The sequence below is a fragment of the Bradyrhizobium sp. MOS001 genome (assembly GCF_004634465.1).
Classification (GTDB): Bacteria; Pseudomonadota; Alphaproteobacteria; order Rhizobiales; family Xanthobacteraceae; genus Bradyrhizobium; species Bradyrhizobium barranii.
The window spans coordinates 1-18,293 of sequence record NZ_SPVJ01000076.1 but is presented as its reverse complement, the minus strand read 5'-3'; the positions used below and the strand labels follow the sequence as shown (position 1 = coordinate 18,293).

The window sequence follows — 18,293 nt, the reverse complement described above, 5'->3', positions numbered from 1 at the left end:
AATGAGAACGCACGCGCGCTGATATCCATGATGGCCCGGAGCAAATGCTCCAATCAAAGGCCGGATACATTGATGCAAGACCACTCACCACCTGATCGATGAACCTCTTGCTACGCACGGCCGGACCATACATTAGGGTCACAAGCGGCGGTTTGGCCGCGAGCGCGCAATGTCCGGTCTGGCCCCGACTACGGTCGTGCTGAACGTCGCCTTCATCTTCACCTATGGGCCATGAGGGGCGAAAGGCGTTGTCCAGCCCGCCCTGACGCCTGCCGATCTCGCTAGTTGTTTAGGTGATGAAGACGACCCGCGTTTCCAGCGAAACCCGCCGGTACAAATCCTCGACATCGTCGTTCACCAGCCGGATGCATCCGGAAACGACGAGATGGCCGATCGTCTTCGGCGAATTCGTGCCGTGGATGAGCAGTCCGGGCTTGTCGAGCAACAGTGCGCGGGCGCCGAGGAAACTCCCGGGACGGCCGGCCGACGCCTGCAAGGCCTCGGTGTCCCTGCTACTCGTAGCGGAAGGCTGCCAGTCCGGCCATTCCAGCTTGTTTGCGATGCGGAAGAAGCTGCCGCCCTTCTGGCAGGCCTGCGCGATCCCGATGCCGTAGCGGCGCGCGGAATTGTTGTTATCGATCAGGTAGAGAAAGCGGTTTTCGCGGTCGACCACGATCGAGCCGGGAACGACGGTTGTTCGGTAAAAGACCACTTGTCGCTGTAGCGCGAACGGCAGGCCTTCGCCTGTGGAGCCGCCATCGACGCCAGGCTTGAGATCCGCCATTACGGCCTCTTCGCGCACACGCTGCAACTTGGGCGGCGACGATGTGGCATTGCTGGCAACAATGGCCGGTCCTTTAATAGCGACGTAGACGTAGAGCAAGGCCGACGCGGCGATGGCAGCAACTAGCGCGGCCGCGCCGATGGCGAACGGCCTCCAGTTCCTCCCCGTCGACAACACCTCGTTGATTTCAGCCGCGGCGTTCGCTTCCTCGGCGGCCAAGTCATCCTCGATCCGCCGAATGGCGTCCTCCAGCGCGGCGGCGTGCGACGACGCGGCCTCGCGCGTGAGGTGGGATCGCGTGATCAGTCCAAAGGCGTCCTTGTAAATCCGGTCGCGCGCCGTGGCGTCCTTGCCTGCGACGGCTTTCGTGATCAACGCATAATAGTCCACGTCCATGGTCGGCCCCCCAAAGGAATTATCTGACGGGAGGCGCGTACTGAATTCCGCCCTGCGTCCAGAGCCCGTTCAGCCCGCGCGGGATGCTGAGATTCGACTGCGTTCCGACATTTCTCTCGTAGATTTCCCCGTAATTGCCGACCGCGCGCACCGCGCGAGCGGCCCAATCCTTTGTAAGGCCCAGCTGCTCGCCGAACTCGCCTTCGCCACCGAGCAGGCGCCTGATGTCGGGATTTTGCGATTTCGCGGCGTCGTCGACCGTTGCCGACTTGACGCCCAATTCCTCGGCATTGATCACCGCATAGAGTGTCCACTTCACCAAGTTGAACCACTGGTCGTCGCCTTGCCGCACCGCGGGCCCAAGCGGCTCCTTCGAAATCACCTCCGGCAAGATGATGTGGCTGTCGGGCGCGGACAGCTTGAGGCGCTCGGCGTAGAGTTGCGACACGTCACTGGTCAGCACGTCGCATTTGCGATCATCATAGGCCTTTCGGCTCTCTTCCGCAGTGTCGAGTGCCAGCACCTTCAGTGCCATGTCCTTGGTGCGAAAATAGTCCGTCAGGTTCAGTTCGCTGGTGGTGCCGGTCTGGGTGCAAACCGTCTTGCCTCCTAGCTGCAACGCGGTATCGATCCCGGTATCCCGACGCAACAGAAAGCCCTGACCGTCATAATAGGCGATACCGGCGAACATCAGACCGAGCGAACTCTCCCGCGACATCGTCCAGGTCGAGTTGCGCGACAGCAAATCGATCTTGCCCGACTGCAACGCCGCGAAGCGGGAGGTTGCATCGAGCGGGGTGAACGTCACCTTGGCGGGATCGCCTAAAATCGCTGCCGCAACCGCCCGGCATATGTCGACGTCGAAACCGCTCCAGTTGCTCTTGTCGTCCATGCTGGAAAATCCCAGCAGTCCCTGGCTGACACCGCAATTCAGCAAACCGCGCTCCTTAACGGTTTTCAGGGTCTGCGCGCGGACGGGATGGCTCCCCGCAACAATCATAGCCATCAACATGACGGCCGCGAGGATGGGGCGCTTCCTGAAGTCGGGCATGCCGGTCTCACGACAAGTGGTGGCCACAGCGTTTTTCGGCCAAAGGAATGTCAGCAGTCTAGCACAACCCGAACGACTACCAATACGCTGCAGAACGGCGCGGCCTTCAGACGAAAAACGCATAGGTCCTATCGATCAGCCAAAAGGCCGCCATTGTCCCGATCGTGTAAGCCACAGCAAAGAGTACCGTTTGCTTCTGAACGCGTCTCGCTTCCTTCCATTCGGTCCGAACTGCTCGCGTGTGAAGTTGCAACAGATCATAGGGTTGTTCTGGCAGCATTTAGCATATTCGGCCGGAGACGGGACCGCTCATCGGCTTTGTGAACAGAGACCATGCCGGAAAATAGCACCTCGCGTATCCCCTTCGGGCCTGCTTTCAGTGATGGGCATCGGCGGTTACTGATCGCGACCTCGACCCACGGCGACCGACAAGGTAGACAAAGCTGCCTGACAGGCTCCTCCGCCAATTTGGGAGATCAACATGCAAATCGCGATCGTCGGAGCTGGAGCAGTGGGGTGCTTCTATGGCGGCCTGCTCGCGAGGGCAGGACATGACGTACTGTTCATCGGCAGGCGGGTGCACGTCGATGCGATCAATTCTCGTGGCCTCCTCCTGGACACGCAGAACTTCAAGGGATACTTGCCGGCCAGTGCGGCTACAGACGCAAGCTCCCTCGCCTCGCCGGATGTGGTTCTGGTTTGCGTGAAGTCGGCCGACACAGAGGAAGCAGGTCGGTCTTTGGCTGGACGCTTAGATCAGGAAACGTCGATCCTCAGTCTCCAGAACGGCGTCGACAATCCGCGGCGTTTTCGGGCCGTCACGGGGCATCCTGTTATTCCTGCCGTGGTCTATGTTGGCAGCGAAATGGCCGGCCCCGGCCACGTCAAACATCACGGCGGCGGTGCCCTCGTAATCGGCTCATCCCCAAGAAGCGAAGCGTTGGCACAAATGCTACGCGCGGCCGACATCCAGACGACTGTTACGGATGACATCGAAAAGATCCTCTGGAGCAAACTGGTCACGAACTGTGCATATAACGCGCTCTCTGCCGTCGCTGGCATCTCCTATGGACCGATGCTGGACGTCGACGGCACCAGGGATGTCGTGGCGAGCGCGGTGCAGGAAGCCATCACTATCGCTCGCGCTTGCGGCGTCCTCGTACAGGAGGACCTGCTTGAACAGATCCTCAAAATTCCCGCCGCCATGCCGAACCAGATGTCGTCTACCGCGCAGGATCTCGCGCGTGGCAAGCCAAGCGAGATCGACTTTCTCAACGGGTACGTCGTGCGCAAGGGCATTGAATTGGGCATTCCGACGCCAACCAATCGCGCCCTTCAAGTAATGGTCAAACTGGCGGAAGCGAAGCGCAAACAATGACCCGGCTTGAGACTCTTGCCTCGGCCCTGCTCGTTGAGACGATCGTCGTTGTTGCGGCTCCGGCAAAGGCCGATGATTTTGTTGGACAGGCCAGCGTCATCGACGCGATACGATCGAAATCCATAACGCGCGCATTCGGCTCTGGGGCGTCGATGCGCCGGGAGAGCACACAGTTTTGCCGAGGCCAGGACAGCCTCCAGTATCGCACGAGACCATTCGGCAGGGCCAAGCGCCGATCAATCAAGTTCTGCGAACATCTGACGGGCGATGACCCTACCGTGTTCGAGAATGTCTGCCACATGGGCCTAGAGTGCATCGTGTCGAAGCGGATAGATGCGTCCTCCGCCACAAGGGAATGGTCTCTCAGCGGGCTGGCACCGGCGCGCCCGGCGCAGCACCCGCGACCTCTATATGCGGATTGACCTTGAACGTGAGGGCTACAATGCTGCCGACTAGAGCGCAGCCACCGAGGACCAGCAGCCCGGCGGTGAAGTTGCCGGTCGCGTCTTTGAGGTAGCCCATGACGTAGGGACCGGCGAACCCGGACAAGTTGCCGAGCGCATTGATCCCGGCGATCCCAGCCGCTGCCGAAGCGCCCGTCAGGAAGGCACTCGGTATCGGCCACAGCAGAGGTGGCGTCGCGGAAACACCGATCTGGCTTAGGCAGAGGAAGCCAAGCACCAGAGCCGGGGCCGAGACGAGGCCCGCGCCCGCGAGACCAACCGCGGCAAGGAACATGGCGAAGCAAACGTGCTCCCGACGCTTCAAAGTGCGATCGGAGTTGCGGCTCAGGACGATCATCCCGACGGCGCCAAACAAGAAGGGCACAGCGGAGAGCAGGCCTGTCTCGAAGTTGCTCACGCCGAAGTTCTTGATGATCGTCGGTAAGAAGAACGCCACACCATAGCTCGCCGCGTTAAGACAGAAGTAGACGAACGCGCAGGCGAGGACGCGGAGGTCGGTGAGCGCCTTGAGGATGCCGACGTGCTCGACCGCCACCTTGTGCTGCCTCTCGGCCTCCAGCCGTCCTTCGAGCCAGTCCCTCTCGTCATTGGCGAGCCACGTCGCGATCGTCGGACGGTCCGTTAGGTAAAAGACGACGCCGAAGGCCATTAAGATCGACGGCAAGGCTTCGATGATGAAGAGCCATTGCCAGCCATCGAGTCCAGCGCCGGAGATGTTCAGCAGAGCCCCGGAAATCGGGCCGCCCACAATCGACGAGAACGGGATAGCCAGCATGAAAAGCGAGACAACGCGCGCGCGATAGACCGAGGGGAACCATAGAGTCAGGTAGAAAATGATCCCCGGAAAGAAACCGGCCTCGGCGAGACCGAGCAGGAAACGGAGGATGTAGAAAACCCACTCGCTCGAGATCGCTGTGGCCGCTGCGATCGAGGGGATGAAGGCGAACAGAGCAGAGATGATGCCCCAGCTTAGCATGATGCGGGCGATCCAGAGCCGAGCGCCGAACCTTTCCAACGCGAGGTTGGATGGCACCTCGAACAGGAAGTAAGAGATGAAGAATAGGCCCGCACCCAAGCCGTATGCCGCCTCCGATAGCCCGAGCGCCGAGTTCATCTGTAGTTTGGCGAAACCAACGTTCACCCGGTCGAGGTAGGCGACGAAGTAGCAGACGAAGAGAAAGGGCAGCAACCGCCACATCACCCTGCGGATGGTTCTTGCTTCAATCTCGTCCATGACACCGTTACTCCCTTTCTTGGGGTGACGCTTAGCCGGCCTGCCGGATCAGGACCGGCATCAACCACCTGCATGGGCGCGGACCGGCTCGGCCGGGACGTATCCTCGGGTGCCGAGCGCTGCAGCTCCGCGTGCGCATCCACCACCGCTTTCCGCTTGGGCGCGGTGTTGTTCTCTTCGGCCTTGGCGGCACGATCTTTGGCGGCGCGATCGCGAACCGGCTGCTTCACCGTCCCGGTCGCTTCGGCGACCTGGAACCAGCATCTGCGCCGGCCTTCCACCCGATAGACCCAGTGCTGGCCGTCGGCCGACTTGCCGGGCCGTGACAAGCACCCCACCTCCGCTGACGCGGGCGCAGGGGTTGGCGCGGGATCGGCGTTGAAGAATGCGGAAAATGTGTTCGACGACGCAGACGTCGTCGAGAGACCGGCAAGACATACAAAAGCGGCAAAACAAATTCGCAAATGACCGGACATGGAAACCCCCGGGGTTGCGCCCCTGCCCGACCACGAGCGTTGGCCGTGATCTGGGTCGCAACGCGACTTAAATCCGGCAACGCCGTGGATTCATTTTGGCCGCAGGCGAAATGATTGCGCAGACGAGGGGGGATTATGACAGTGCACTCAATAGCTCCGGCCGCCTTCGCGGGGCCTGTAGCTCAACGGTTAGAGCCGGCCGCTCATAACGGTCTGGTTGCAGGTTCGAGTCCTGGCGGGCATAGCAAGAATATCAGTATCTTGCTTGCTCTTCGTTGCCCCCTGCCCGACTGCCGCACCAGAAACCGCACTAGATACGTCCACTTTTCGTTCGTGAGGCGGTTCGCGCTCCACAATCAAAAGACCCGTGAGATCGTAGGAAGATGGTTCATTCCCGACAGTTGCCTGCCGTAACCAGCGCTTAACCGCTATCGAATCTTGACGCTGGGCTCTAGGAGCACTGTTCAAACTAGTTCCAAGCCCTCCTACCCATGCGGACTTCCACGGCTGATCTCCCTAGCAGCGATGGTCATGTCCGCTAAGGGTTCGATTCCGTTGAAAACGTCTTTTGCGGCGTTGAGACTGTCTAAGAGACACTGGTGCGCTCGATATTTTTGGGAGGCGGGGGACAACTTAGACTTGGGCGGTTTCAACCAGCGCCCTTCCACGCAATCTAAAACGGCATCGACAGCCGAAGTCAGAGATCAGCTAACTTTCGCGCGAATTTTGCTGAGGCGGTATTTTCGACTGTTTCAACACAATCGGCCAACGCCGACATCGGTTGCATACTTGAACGGCACCGAAGGGCCGGTTCGCACGGGGACTTCCCTCTGATCACCAAGAGAACCGTGCGGACGAGATCAGTAGCGGATTCCGCCAGCTGATCATGCCAGCAGTTTCAAAGTTCGTCTCGCTTGCCATGACCGCGAAGCCGGATGTGCGCCCCTAGGACCCCCTAGGACGCTTCTAACGATACGCTTTGACCGCAGGCAAACGACCACGCACAAATTGCTGCGTAACTCTCGCCACGCGCTCGCCAAGGTGTTCGGCGGTCAGAAGATCGGATTCGGGTGGCGCGACGTCAGGTCCTTGATCGTTGTTCGACTGCGCCGCAGCACCGAGCCAGAAGCCTAGCCGATTGAGGTCTTGATCCGAGCCGTGCGTACTATTGTTGCCCGGCGGCAGACCAAGATTGACCCAGTGCATGCCATGTTGTGCAGCAAGGATGGCGAATTGGGTCAGTGTTGCGAGCTTGTCCCCAGACCGTGACGCCGAGTTTGTGAAGCCTGCGGCGATCTTGTCCTTCCAGGCGCCCCTCGAGTAGGATTTTGACGTCGAATCCATGAAGGCTTTGAATGGTCCGGATGCGCTTCCCATGTAAGTCGGGGCGCCGAAGATTATCGCGTCTACTAGTTCGAGATCATCAGAGCGGCCTTGAGCCTCATCTGACGTTAGATAGAGGGCAGATGCGCCCGCGACTCGTTCGATTCCACTTCGTACGGCTTCGGCCTGCCGCGCAGTGTGGCCGAAACCGCTGTGAAATATTACGGCAACGGTTACTGGAGTTGCTGCGTAGTTGATACGATCACTCATGACGAACCCTTCTGTTTGCTGGTTGATGGACCTCTATCGTGCTGACTGCGCTGGTCACTTCGTGTATCGCCTGGCAAGCGAAGCGCATGAGGTGGTGAGTACCGAGCTGAACCGCCGTGCGGGATCGTCATGTCGGAAGACGAAACTCGGAAGTCCAACCCAATTCCACGCGAGCCTTTTCAGTCGCTACGGTTCTGTTGAACTGCGCAATATTATAGATGCCCGGGTCCCCGTGATCGATGGCGAGCATAGCGGCATAGGCCGCCGCATCCACATGAACCGGCACAGAATTTGAGGGTTGGTCCGAAGCGGTTCCCGGGCCATAAAGCTGCCCGTAGCGAAGGACGATGCCCTCGAGCGGCGGCGATTTTAAAATTAGATCTTCCAACGCAATCACTCCCTGCACGTTGATACCGCTCTCTCCCTCAGCGCCGGTATCGAGCGGGTCCGTCTCCGCGTGGGGCTCGGCCCCCGGCGCATAGGCCCACGCGATGCTTTGCGCCACCAACCGCTGCGCACCCGCCGCAATTGCGGCCCTGACGAGGTTCCGCGTTCCTTCGCTACGGATGCGGGCGGTGCGGACGATCGCTGCTCCCATCTCACGCGGATTGAGATCCTTCGGGAGGTCAGTGAGCTGATGGATCACAACATCTGGGCGCGCCGATGCGACGGCGCGTGACAGCGCCGATACGTCGAACACGTCGACTACGACCGGCGTTGCCCCGAGGGAGTGTAGCGCGTCCGCGTTCACTTTCGATCTGGTACTGCCACAGACGTAATGGCCAGCGCTGTGCAGGAGTGGCGTCAAGCGCCTGCCGATTGCGCCGGACGCGCCGGCAAGAAAGATCCTGTAACCCATCGTCGTTACTCCTTTCACTATCCACTCCAACAGGCGCGTCGTTACCAAAGCGAGAGATCCGATCAGTCTCAGATCGCGATCGGCGTCGAGATCACCCGCCTTCCCCTCGCCTCGGGGGCTTCAACCGTGATCAATTTTTCCAACGGCGCCCAGAGGATGCCGAACGCTACTTCGCGATGTTGATGATCTTGGCATGGGTAAAGGCTTCGAGCCCTTCTCGACCCAATTCAGCGCCGATGCCCGATTGCTTGGCGCCACCAAAAGAAATGTCGGGCGACACGTCAAGAAACGTGTTGATCCAGACAGTCCCGGTTTCAAGCTTGGCCGCCACCCGGAACGCACGATCGAGATCCTTCGCCCACACCGTTCCGCCGAGTCCATAATCCGAGTCGTTGGCACGAGCGATCACGTCGTCGACGTCAGAATAGCGCAGCACCGGGACGACGGGGCCAAATTGCTCCTCCGTCACCAGTTGCGCATCGTCGGCAATGTCTCGAACGATCGTTGGCCTAATGAAATACCCCTTGCGGGGGAGCACGTCGCCGCCAGCGACGATCTTGCCGTTTCGCTTTGCATCCTCAAGAAAGCCCTTAACCTTCTCGAACTGAGCTTTATTCTGCAGCGGGCCCATCTGCGTGCCCTTTTTCAGGCCGTCATCAACAACTGATTCGCTCGCCAGGCGTCCGAGCTCCTCGCAAATCTGGTCGTACTGTGAATCATGGATGTAGATCCGCTTAGCCCCGAGACAGATCTGGCCGGCGTTCATCATCGAGGCGGCGAGCAGTTTGGGAGCTACCTCGATTGGATCGACATCATCGAGCACGATCGCGGCGTCGTTGCCACCGAGCTCCAGGGTGAGCCGTTTCAACGTACCGGCCGCGCTGCACATCACTTTCTTGCCGGTCGCAGTCGAGCCCGTGAAGGCGACCTTGGCCACGTCCGCGTGACTTGAGAGCGCATCACCCAAATCGTTGTGATCGACGATGACGTTGATCACGCCTGCGGGCAGGATCTCGCCACAGAGTTCTCCGAACCGGAGCGTGGTTAGCGGCGTCGTTGGTGCCGGCTTCGCGACCAGCGTGTCCCCGGCAAGCAGCGCCGGAGCCACCTTGATGACGAGCAGGAGCATCGGAAAATTCCACGGCACAATCGCGGCGACCACGCCGAGTGGGATGTGCTGCCGCACGATTTTTTGTGTGGCGTCCTCCTTCAAGACTTCGATTGGCAGATCGAGACTCGCGTAATGGCGAATAATCCGGATAGTAAAATAGATCTCCCAGTTCGCCTCAGAAAGCGGCTTGCCCTGTTCCAGGGTCAACAAGCGCGCAAATTCGTCTTGTCCTGCATCCAGCGCATCAGCCAACTTACCCAACAGCGCACCGCGCTCGGATATCGGTTTAGCGGACCACGCTGGGAACGCCGCCTTCGCGGCGGCGACTGCCGCGTCAAGCTGCGCGCGATCAGCTCGCGGCGCCTCCGCCAGCACGTCCTCGGTCGCTGGGTTGATGACATCAAGCCTTCCTGCGCCGGGCACCAATTCTCCATTAATCAGCAGTTTGAATTCTCTCATTGCTCTCTCCTCACGGGATGTCGCGGCGATGATGAACTCCCTCAAGAGTTTACCATCCACACACCTGTGATGGCACCAAGCTGGGGGCGTATCTATCAGACCTAGGTGTCGCCGATACTTTAGGATCGGCCTGCGCGAAACCGCGGATCTTTCATCAGCGAACAGATCTTGCACGGCCAGTCGGTGCACTTGAGAGCAGCAAATCCGGCACAAGCCCTTTTCGCGAAGGCGCCCTACGCCACGGCGAACCCGACACCAAAGAACAATGGACGCTTCGCGACCGCTAACCATCTTTTCCAGAAGCGAAGTTGTCCCCACGATTGTAGTGGAGGCCTTCCGACGCACGCGACCGGCGCGCCGATGAGCGACCAAACCACACCGAAACCATCAACGCAGGGATTCTCCATGAGCAATCGCGTCGACTATGCCAAGGCTTCACCCGCAGGTTACAAGGCTTTCGGCGGGGTGTACGTCCATCTTCAGAACAGTGGCCTTCCAAAGGATCTCATCTATCTCGTTTACCTGCGAGCTTCGCAGATAAACGGCTGCGCCTATTGCATTGATATGCATTCCAGCGACTTGCTCAAGCTCGGCGTCGCAGTCGAGAAGCTCGTTCTCGTGCCGGTGTGGCGTGGAGCGGGTGACGTATTCAGCAACCGCGAACGCATCGCGCTCGCTTGGACAGAGACCGTAACAAACGTCGCCGAAACCGGCGTTCCCGATGCGGATTATGAAGCCGCGGCTGCCGCGTTCAGCGATAAGGAGCTTGTCGATCTTACCTATGCGATCAGCTTGATGAACGTCTTCAATCGTTTGTCGATTGCGTTCCGCACGCCCCCCGCCGCCGCGGCCAGGGCTAGCCATGCAGCATAGGCTGATCGTTGCTAAGGGCTTCATAACCGACGGCCTGAATCTCTGAAGGCACGTTCACGGCGAACCCTTACAAGCCGACAAACGACAGTACGTGCGAAATCAATGCTGCGTGTGCGCAAGCCGAAGTTTCGCGGCCATTGACGCCAGGTCGACCAGCGAGCCGGCCTGCATCTTGTGCATCACCCTGCCTCGGTGAGCTTTTACGGTGATCTCACTGATGCCCAGATCGAAAGCAACCTGCTTGTTCAACAAGCCGGTGACGATCAGGGCCATCACCTCCCGTTCACGACGACTCAGCGTCTCGTAACGATCGGATAGCATGCGAATCTCCGCCTCGTGACCAAGTACCGTGCGGCTCCGTTCGATCGCCTGCCGGATTGCGCCCAGCAACGCATCGTCGCTGAACGGCTTCGTCAAGAACTCGACCGCACCGGCCTTCATGGCCCGCACCGTCATGGGCACATCTCCATACCCCGTGATAAAGATGATCGGCATGTCGATCCGATCACCAGCGACGCGCACTTGAAGATCGAGGCCATTCAGGTCCGGGAGATTGACGTCGAGCACTAGGCAGCTGGGCGCGTCTGCTCGCGGGCGGGACAGGAACTCTTTTGCAGAAGCAAATATCTCTGGCCTCCAGCCGGCCGAGCTAATCATTAGTTCCAGTGATTCGCGCACCGACACATCGTCGTCGACAACGAACACAATCGGTATGACGTGCGATACGTGCGACATGGACGCTGACCCAAACAATGATTGCTCTGATGTTTGTTACTTTACTTTCCAGCAGTCAAAGGTACCACGTGACATTCCGCCCATGCGGAGTGCGATATCGAGGGCCCCGCGCAGCGAGGCGTCGCTGAATGGCTTGAGCAGACATTCCGCGGCACCTTCCGCCAGCGCGCGCGGCCGAGCCGTCTCATCGCCGTGACCGGTAATGAAAACGATCGGAATGTCTTGCCGGCGTAACCTAAGCTCTCGCTGGAGATCTGGTCCGGACATTCCTGGCATAGCCATATCGAGAATCAGGCAACTGGTCCGGCCAAGATGGTCAGAAGCCAGGAACTCTTCCGCCGACGAAAAGGCCTCCACCGCGAACCCGAACTCCTTGAGCAAGTCTGGTAGCGATTCACGTACCGACTCGTCGTCATCGACAATCGAAACGAGCAAACGGCCCGTCATTACAAACTCCTCATCGCCTGCTTTTGCGCAGCAGGACTCCAATTGCCGTCAAGTCTGCGGTCCTCCTTGCTCCCAAGTCCAAGTGGAATGGAAAAGGAGAATGAAGCGCCATTGCAATCATTCGATTCCGCCCAAAGACGACCATGGTGATTCTCGATAATGGATCGACTTACAGATAAGCCAATCCCCATGCCATTATCCTTAGTGGTGAAGAAGGCATCAAAAATTCTGCGCAGGTCCTGCGAACCGAAACCCACTCCCTCGTCCTGCACGGTCAGGCGCGCATGCTCGTCGGCATCCCGTCCGCTTCTGATGATCAGCCGCCGAGGACGATTGTCGATACCTATCATTGCGTCCGACGCATTGCGGATCAGATTCAGGATAACCTGCTGAAGCTGCACGCGATCACCCATGACCGATGGAAGGCCGTCGGCAAACTCCGTCTGAAGATTGATTCGGTCTCTCTTGAGTTCACTCATCAACAGTGCAATCACCTCTTGCGTCGCTTCGTTAAGGTCAACCGGCTCCATCGTGAATTTTCTCTTGCTGAAGAGCGCGCGCAGTCGAACGATCACGTCAGATGCACGGTTACCATCGCGAATGGTGCGCCGCGCAGTTTCACGCGCTCCGTCCACATTGGGCGGATCCACAGCCAGCATCCGCAGGCATGTGCTGGCATTGGTGAGGATCCCAGACAACGGCTGGTTGACTTCGTGCGCAATCGACGCCGTCAATGCTCCAAGGCTCGCGATCCTCGAAACATGCGCGAGCTCTGATCGTACGTCCTCAAGCGCTTCTTCCGAAAGTCGGCGCTTCGTCACGTCCTGCACCGCACCGATGTATTCAAGTTGACCGTTTCGGTTTCGAGTTGCATGTGCGACGAGGTGAAGGTGTTTGATCGAATCATCAGGCATGAGCAGCCGATGTTCGTACTCAAAGTCCTCGGCCTCCATTCCCGCCCGGGCAATCATGTCTTTCATCAACGGAATGTCTTCCGGATGAACCCGCGTGCCGATCAGCTCGAGCGTTACGGGAACCGTCTGATCAAACTCGAAAATGCGGTAAACTTGGTCTGACCAGATGATCTCCCCTGTAGCCACGCACCACGAGAGGCTACCGGTTCGGCTCAGATGCTGGGCTTCGGCGAGAAATGCTCCGCTTCGTTGAAGGGCCTCCTCCGACTGTTTGCGTTCGGTAATATCACGCAGGTAACAGGTGAATGACGGCGGCCCCTCAAGCGGGATACGAGAAATTGCAAGTTCGACTGGGAACTCGCTACCGTCGGCACGTACGGCCGTCATCTCGACGCGCTTGCCAATCAATCGCGTCTCCCCGGTCGCTAGGTATCGGGCCATTCCCTGCCGATGCTTCTTCCGCAAGGCTGGCGGGATAATGGCGTCCGCCAAGAGCTTGCCCACAATCTCATTCCGGGGATAGCCGAAGGTTCGTTCAGCGGCGGGGTTGAACTCTATGACTCGCCCTTCGTGGTCGATGGTGATGATACAATCGAGTGCCGCGTCCAGGATCGCGGCCTTGCGCGCCTCACCCTGCTTCAGCGCTGCGTCGCTCTGCGCGCGTTCAATGGCAATGCTTGCCACGTGGGCGAACTGGGCAATGAGGTCCTGTTGCTCCGGCGTGGGCGTCCGGGGCTCGCTATAGTAGATCGCAAAAGCGCCCACGACTTTGCCCATCGTTGATGGGATCGGCGTTGACCAGCACGCATGGAGACCATGCGCCATGGCCATTGGGCACCACGCGTGCGCCGCCCATCGCGTTTCTAGCGCGAGGTCGGCAGCAATCACCTGTTTGTTCAGGTACGCTGCCATTGCGCACGGGCCTGAATCGACATTTACCGGTCGGCCAATTATTGAATTGATGAAGCTGGCCGGAAGGCTCGGCGCGGCGCCGTGTTCAAGTCGCACGCCGTCTGCATCAACCAGCACGACGCTGCAGTGGCATTCCTCGGTCGTGGCCTCGACCAACCGACAAAGCGCTGCGAGAATGTCAGACATCGAGTTGCCAGCAGCTGCCATTTCCAGCAGGTGCTTCTCTCCCGTAAGAAGAGCCTCAGCCCGCTTCCGGTCATCTATGTCGGTCTCGATCACGTACCAGCGAACAATATTCCCACGCACATCCCTCCGGGGCATGCCACGCAGATGAAACCACCGATAAGCGCCGTCAGCACGCCGCAAGCGGTGCTCTATATCATAAGGTTCCCCAGTGGCTATCGCCCGATCGCAGGCTGCAATCACCGAGGGAAGATCGTCTGAGTGAACTAACTTTCCTGACTTCCAGCGCTTCAGCTCTTCCAGCGTTGTGCCGACGTACTCTAAGAATCGCTGGTTGACACTCTCGAGTTCGCCGGTCGGCGTCATGAAGGAGATCATCGCCGGAATGGCGTCGGTAATTGATCGATAAAGGCCCTCGCTCGCGCGACCAGACCGGCCTCGGTCCTCAATATCGACATTCAGTCCGATCCATCTGATGATCTTTCCAGATGCGTCCACCAACGGTCGAACTCGGAAAGTGAACCAGTGATAGGCACCATCGAAGCGGCGCAGGCGCGCTTCCATGGCGCTCACTTCGCCAGCTAACAGAATGGACCGCCACCGTTCGAGCAGGCCAGGCAGATCTTCCGGGTGGATCGCGCGCTGCCAACCGGTTCCAAACAGCTCACCAGCGCCCAGCCCGGTGTACTCACACCAAGGCTGGCTTGCGAAGTCCACACGCCCGTCAGGCACCGCTGTCCAGATCAATCCCGGGAGCGCATCAAGGATGGGACCGAGGTCTTTCTCCATTGGAGTCCTTTCCTGGTAGCTGCCGTCCCAGAACAATGCGTCAAGTTGCTGACAAAGGTCGATGATACCTTGGTGTCGGTCTGGAAGGAGCCGAGACGCCATTTAGTCCGCCATCCTACTCCCCGTGGCCGTCGATCGGCAATCTGCCTCCCGCACCGAGGCGATCACTGACACTCAGACCTCAAGAGATCTTTGAACGAGAGAAGAAATGTAGAGGTCCGCTGGGGCGGACCGTCGCGCATGAACGAGACTTCGTGCAGAAGTGCCGACGACACCTAGGTGCAATAGATTCAATCACTCGCCGGAGTATCTTCGCAGGAGCGTATCCGAGCGATCACGCTAGAAGCCATCAGAAGGTATCCGGGCATGACCATCATCAAGGCTGCCGCAGTCCAGATCAGCCCTGTCCTCTACAGCCGCGAGGGCACCGTAGACAAGATCATCGAGAAAATCATCGAGCTTGGTCGTCAAGATGTGCAGTTCGCGACCTTTCCGGAGGCGATCGTACCTTACTATCCTTATTTTTCGTACGTGCAGCGACCGTTCGAAATGCTCGGGCAGAACCTCATACTGCTTGAGCAGGCAGTGACCGTGCCATCGCCCACAACATTCGCAATCGGTGAAGCTTCCAAACAAGCAGGCGTGGTGGCGTCCATTGGCATCAACGAGCGCGATGGCGGAACGATCTACAATACCCAACTGCTTTTCGATGCGGACGGTACACTGATCCAACGCCGCCGCAAACTGACGCCGACCCACCATGAGCGCATGATCTGGGGCCAAGGTGACGGCTCGGGGCTGAGAGCTGTCGATAGTGCGGTTGGGCGCGTGGGACAGCTCGCATGCTGGGAGCACTACATTCCGTTGGCGCGATACGCCCTTATGGTCGACGGCGAGCAAATTCATGCGGCGATGTATCCGGGATCCTTCGGCGGCGATCTCTTCGCCGAACAGACCGAAATCAACATCAGGCAACACGCGCTCGAATCCGCTTGCTTTGTTGTCAACGCAACCGCCTGGCTGGACCCAGATCAACAAGCCCGCATTGTGCAAGACACCGACTGTCCAGTCGGACCAATCTCCGGCGGGTGCTTCACCGCAATTGTCACGCCGCAGGGCCAGTTGCTGGGACAACCGTTGCGCACCGGCGAGGGAGCGGTCATTGCCGATCTCGATTTCGCTCTGATCGACAAGCGCAAGCGCCTGATGGACTCGCGTGGCCATTACAGTCGTCCGGAATTGCTCAGTCTGTTGATCAACCGTACGCCTGCCACTCACGTCCATGAGCGTCGTGCGCAGGTTTCATTAGTCGCTGTCGAAAGCGCGGACAAGCAATGTTGCGCTCCAGCTTGACAGCTTGGACGCGCGGATGCCCGAAACAACCACCGGAGATGACAATGCCTAGCATCGCAATGTCGGACTCACCGAGCCTGCCGAGCGTTAGCCGGCGCCAGCTCGCTATCGAGCATATTCGTATCGATTCCGAGAAGCCATACCTCGAAACCCGAACTGCACTGGAAAAATTTCCCCGATTCGACGAGCGCATCAGATCTCACTTGCTGCATGGCGACATCGAACGCGTCAAAACTGAATTGAATGATATTCAGGGTGATGCCGGGCTGGTTATCTTTTCCATTGCGACCCACGGTGACTGGCTGCAGATTTTGTTGGGGAAGCGTAATGTTGTGCAGTACGTCATAGGCAACGTACTCGTATCGACACAAATGACGCAGCATGAACTTGCTGCGGGTCTCTATGCACCGCTCCGGATCGTGCTTTACGAAAACGGGACTGGCACCTCAACGTTCGAATACGACCGGCCGTCGACGCTCTTCGGCCAATACGGAAATGAAGACGTAACCGCTGTAGCCAGAGAGCTCGACCGGAAGATCCACGACGCTCTGATCAATGCAGCAAAGTAATTTCAAGTTTCTTTCTAGAGCCGTGGCGGAACGGGACGGCTACTGGGAGCCCCGATATAGAAGCACAAGAGAACTCATTCTGTTTTTTAAGCATGCGAGAAGACAGCGCGAACGATCCAGGGAGTTTGGCCAATGCGAGCAATTCCGATCAAGAGCGACGTTGCGACGACCACCAGCGGAGACCAGGCGGTGACCTCGAATGAATTTTTGCTACTTCGGGAACTTTCGCACCGGATCGGCAATGAGTTCACATCGGTCATCAGCTATGTTTCAATAACCGCGTCGCACTCGACGAGTGAGGACGCGAAATTGGCTCTGGCTGGCGTCGCCGATCTGCTGCACCGCTACGCTGGCGTACATCGGGCGCTCCAAATGCCGACATGCAGCACCGAGATTGATGCATCTGGCTACATTCGCGCGCTGTGCCAATCGATCCAGAGCGCGAGACTGGATCACAGGCATATCAATCTTGTGCTGGTCGAAGTCCCACTTCGACTTCGATCTGAGCAATGCTGGAAGCTGGGCATGATCATTGCCGAGTTGATCACGAATTCAACGCGCCATGCCTTCGATGACGGTGGCGGAACAATTCGGATTCAAATGTCAGTATCCGGGTCGCTTGCCCAATGCTGCATCACGGACAATGGGTCCTCAAGTGGCCTACTTCAGCCTGGACATGGACTGAAGATCGTCGATGCGCTGGCAAGGGACCTGAATGGCAGGATTGACCATCAGTTTGGCGCCGAAGGAGCCACATCGGTATTGCGGTTTCCGATCGACGGCGAAGCTTCGCGATTGACGCACGGCGCCTGGATTGGTCCGGACGATCCAACTGTAGAAGACGTGCAGATCTCTGCCGCCACTGCCGCCCCCGGCTGCGTCGATCACCCGCGAGGCGAGCGAGCGAAACAAGGGAGGACGCGATGACCAGCACTTACGACCCCAAGATCACGGCGCTGCTGTGCATCGACTTCTACAACGACTTTCTGAGTGCGGGCGGGAAACTCTGGCCGTGGGTCAAGGACATCGCCGAAGAAGTTAACCTGCTTGATAATCTTCGTACGATCGTGCGAACCGCTCGCGAGACGGGAATCAAAGTCTGTCACGTTCCGCATCATCGCTGGGAGCCGGGCGATTATGTAGATTGGAAGTACCCGTCTCCTTACCAGCTCGGCGCAGCGGAGCGACAGGCCTTTGCGAAGGACACTTGGGGCGGGACTTTCCACGATGACTTCAAGGCGCGACCGGGCGATATCGTTGCGACCGAGCATTGGGCATCAAGCGGCTTTCCGAACACCGATCTCGAACACAAACTCAAGCGGTTCGGCAAGGAAAAGATCATCTGCGTAGGTCTCCTGGCCAACACCTGCCTTGAAGCCACGGCACGCGTCGGAATGGAGCTTGGCTTCCACGTCACGCTCGTTCGAGACGGGACAGCAGCTCGGTCGCATGAAGCCCTGCATGCCACACTCGACATAGATGGACCGACCTTTGCCCACGAGATCTTAACGACGGCTGAGTTGGTTTCAGCAATCAGGCGCTCCGTGGCTGCTGACGGATTTGCAGCCTAGGCAGATATCCGACCTTGAGTGGTAACCGAGAGCCAGCTTCCAACAGATCAGAGAAAGCAAAGTCATGAGCAAAACCTGGTCAGTGGTGCTGGTGCTTTTGTTGGCCACGATCGGCCATGTGTGTGCAGACCCGCTCACTGAA

Annotated in this window: 16 protein-coding genes and 1 tRNA gene; 7 read left to right on the top strand and 10 right to left on the bottom strand. The window is 58.7% G+C overall.

Annotation, left to right across the window (positions count from 1 at the left end):
- Positions 1 to 289 precede the first annotated feature (289 nt).
- Both CT676_RS41200 and CT676_RS41195 read right to left on the bottom strand, forming a co-directional pair.
- On the bottom strand, positions 290 to 1,180 hold the full coding sequence (locus tag CT676_RS41200; RefSeq protein ID WP_135217085.1) for a L,D-transpeptidase: 891 nt from the start codon (positions 1,178 to 1,180) through the stop codon (positions 290 to 292).
- 19 nt (positions 1,181 to 1,199) lie between these two features.
- Positions 1,200 to 2,192, bottom strand: a complete 993-nt coding sequence (locus CT676_RS41195) for an amino acid ABC transporter substrate-binding protein (protein ID WP_244623487.1) — start codon at positions 2,190 to 2,192, stop codon at positions 1,200 to 1,202.
- 520 nt (positions 2,193 to 2,712) lie between these two features.
- Here CT676_RS41195 and CT676_RS41190 point away from each other — a divergent pair.
- Positions 2,713 to 3,609, top strand: coding sequence for a 2-dehydropantoate 2-reductase (locus CT676_RS41190; RefSeq protein WP_085399456.1), 897 nt, complete (start codon positions 2,713 to 2,715; stop codon positions 3,607 to 3,609).
- Between the two features lie 363 nt (positions 3,610 to 3,972).
- On the opposite strand, the gene CT676_RS41180 is transcribed toward CT676_RS41190, so the two are convergent.
- Entirely contained in the window at positions 3,973 to 5,307 is a 1,335-nt protein-coding gene (locus tag CT676_RS41180) for an MFS transporter (RefSeq protein WP_085399458.1), read from the bottom strand.
- Complete coding sequence (locus tag CT676_RS41175; RefSeq protein WP_135217084.1) at positions 5,271 to 5,783, bottom strand: hypothetical protein; 513 nt, start codon at positions 5,781 to 5,783, stop codon at positions 5,271 to 5,273. Before CT676_RS41175 ends, CT676_RS41180 begins: the two co-directional genes overlap by 37 nt.
- Positions 5,784 to 5,954: 171 nt before the next feature.
- On the opposite strand from CT676_RS41175, the gene CT676_RS41170 reads away from it, so the two are divergent.
- Positions 5,955 to 6,027, top strand: a tRNA-Ile gene (locus tag CT676_RS41170).
- A gap of 722 nt (positions 6,028 to 6,749) precedes the next feature.
- Here the strand turns inward: CT676_RS41170 and CT676_RS41165 are convergent.
- From CT676_RS41165 to CT676_RS41155, 3 genes are all read right to left on the bottom strand, one after another.
- On the bottom strand, positions 6,750 to 7,376 hold the full coding sequence (locus CT676_RS41165; RefSeq protein WP_085399459.1) for a flavodoxin family protein: 627 nt from the start codon (positions 7,374 to 7,376) through the stop codon (positions 6,750 to 6,752).
- A gap of 127 nt (positions 7,377 to 7,503) precedes the next feature.
- Positions 7,504 to 8,235 (bottom strand): NAD(P)-dependent oxidoreductase, encoded by a 732-nt coding sequence (locus tag CT676_RS41160; protein ID WP_085399486.1) that lies wholly within the window; start codon positions 8,233 to 8,235, stop codon positions 7,504 to 7,506.
- Positions 8,236 to 8,401: 166 nt separating this feature from the next.
- A complete protein-coding gene (locus CT676_RS41155; RefSeq protein ID WP_085399460.1) occupies positions 8,402 to 9,805 on the bottom strand; it encodes an aldehyde dehydrogenase family protein in 1,404 nt (467 codons plus the stop codon).
- A 405-nt stretch (positions 9,806 to 10,210) separates the two neighbouring features.
- On the opposite strand from CT676_RS41155, the gene CT676_RS41150 reads away from it, so the two are divergent.
- On the top strand, positions 10,211 to 10,678 hold the full coding sequence (locus CT676_RS41150; protein WP_085399461.1) for a carboxymuconolactone decarboxylase family protein: 468 nt from the start codon (positions 10,211 to 10,213) through the stop codon (positions 10,676 to 10,678).
- A gap of 99 nt (positions 10,679 to 10,777) precedes the next feature.
- Here CT676_RS41150 and CT676_RS41145 read toward each other — a convergent pair whose 3' ends face one another.
- From CT676_RS41145 to CT676_RS41135, 3 genes are read right to left on the bottom strand one after another with little or no spacing between them, the layout of a single operon-like run.
- On the bottom strand, positions 10,778 to 11,413 hold the full coding sequence (locus CT676_RS41145; protein WP_085399462.1) for a response regulator: 636 nt from the start codon (positions 11,411 to 11,413) through the stop codon (positions 10,778 to 10,780).
- Between the two features lie 36 nt (positions 11,414 to 11,449).
- Positions 11,450 to 11,860: a response regulator gene (locus tag CT676_RS41140; RefSeq protein WP_085399463.1), complete on the bottom strand. Its 411-nt coding sequence runs from the start codon at positions 11,858 to 11,860 to the stop codon at positions 11,450 to 11,452.
- The gene (locus tag CT676_RS41135; protein WP_161495771.1) at positions 11,860 to 14,658 is read right to left on the bottom strand and encodes a PAS domain S-box protein; all 2,799 of its coding nucleotides are present in this window, start codon (positions 14,656 to 14,658) and stop codon (positions 11,860 to 11,862) included. Before CT676_RS41135 ends, CT676_RS41140 begins: the two co-directional genes overlap by 1 nt.
- A 366-nt stretch (positions 14,659 to 15,024) precedes the next feature.
- Here CT676_RS41135 and CT676_RS41130 point away from each other — a divergent pair, with 366 nt between their 5' ends.
- The 4 genes from CT676_RS41130 to CT676_RS41115 all read left to right on the top strand — a co-directional run bounded on the left by CT676_RS41130 (position 15,025) and on the right by CT676_RS41115 (position 18,151).
- A complete protein-coding gene (locus CT676_RS41130; protein ID WP_085399465.1) occupies positions 15,025 to 16,011 on the top strand; it encodes a nitrilase-related carbon-nitrogen hydrolase in 987 nt (328 codons plus the stop codon).
- A 44-nt stretch (positions 16,012 to 16,055) separates the two neighbouring features.
- Positions 16,056 to 16,580 carry a DUF302 domain-containing protein gene (locus tag CT676_RS41125; RefSeq protein WP_244623486.1) on the top strand — a complete coding sequence of 175 codons (525 nt, stop codon included), beginning with the start codon at positions 16,056 to 16,058 and terminating at the stop codon, positions 16,578 to 16,580.
- A 132-nt stretch (positions 16,581 to 16,712) separates the two neighbouring features.
- On the top strand, positions 16,713 to 17,507 hold the full coding sequence (locus CT676_RS41120) for a sensor histidine kinase (protein WP_085399466.1): 795 nt from the start codon (positions 16,713 to 16,715) through the stop codon (positions 17,505 to 17,507).
- A complete protein-coding gene (locus CT676_RS41115) occupies positions 17,504 to 18,151 on the top strand; it encodes an isochorismatase family cysteine hydrolase (protein WP_085399467.1) in 648 nt (215 codons plus the stop codon). Before CT676_RS41120 ends, CT676_RS41115 begins: the two co-directional genes overlap by 4 nt.
- Positions 18,152 to 18,293 lie beyond the last annotated feature (142 nt).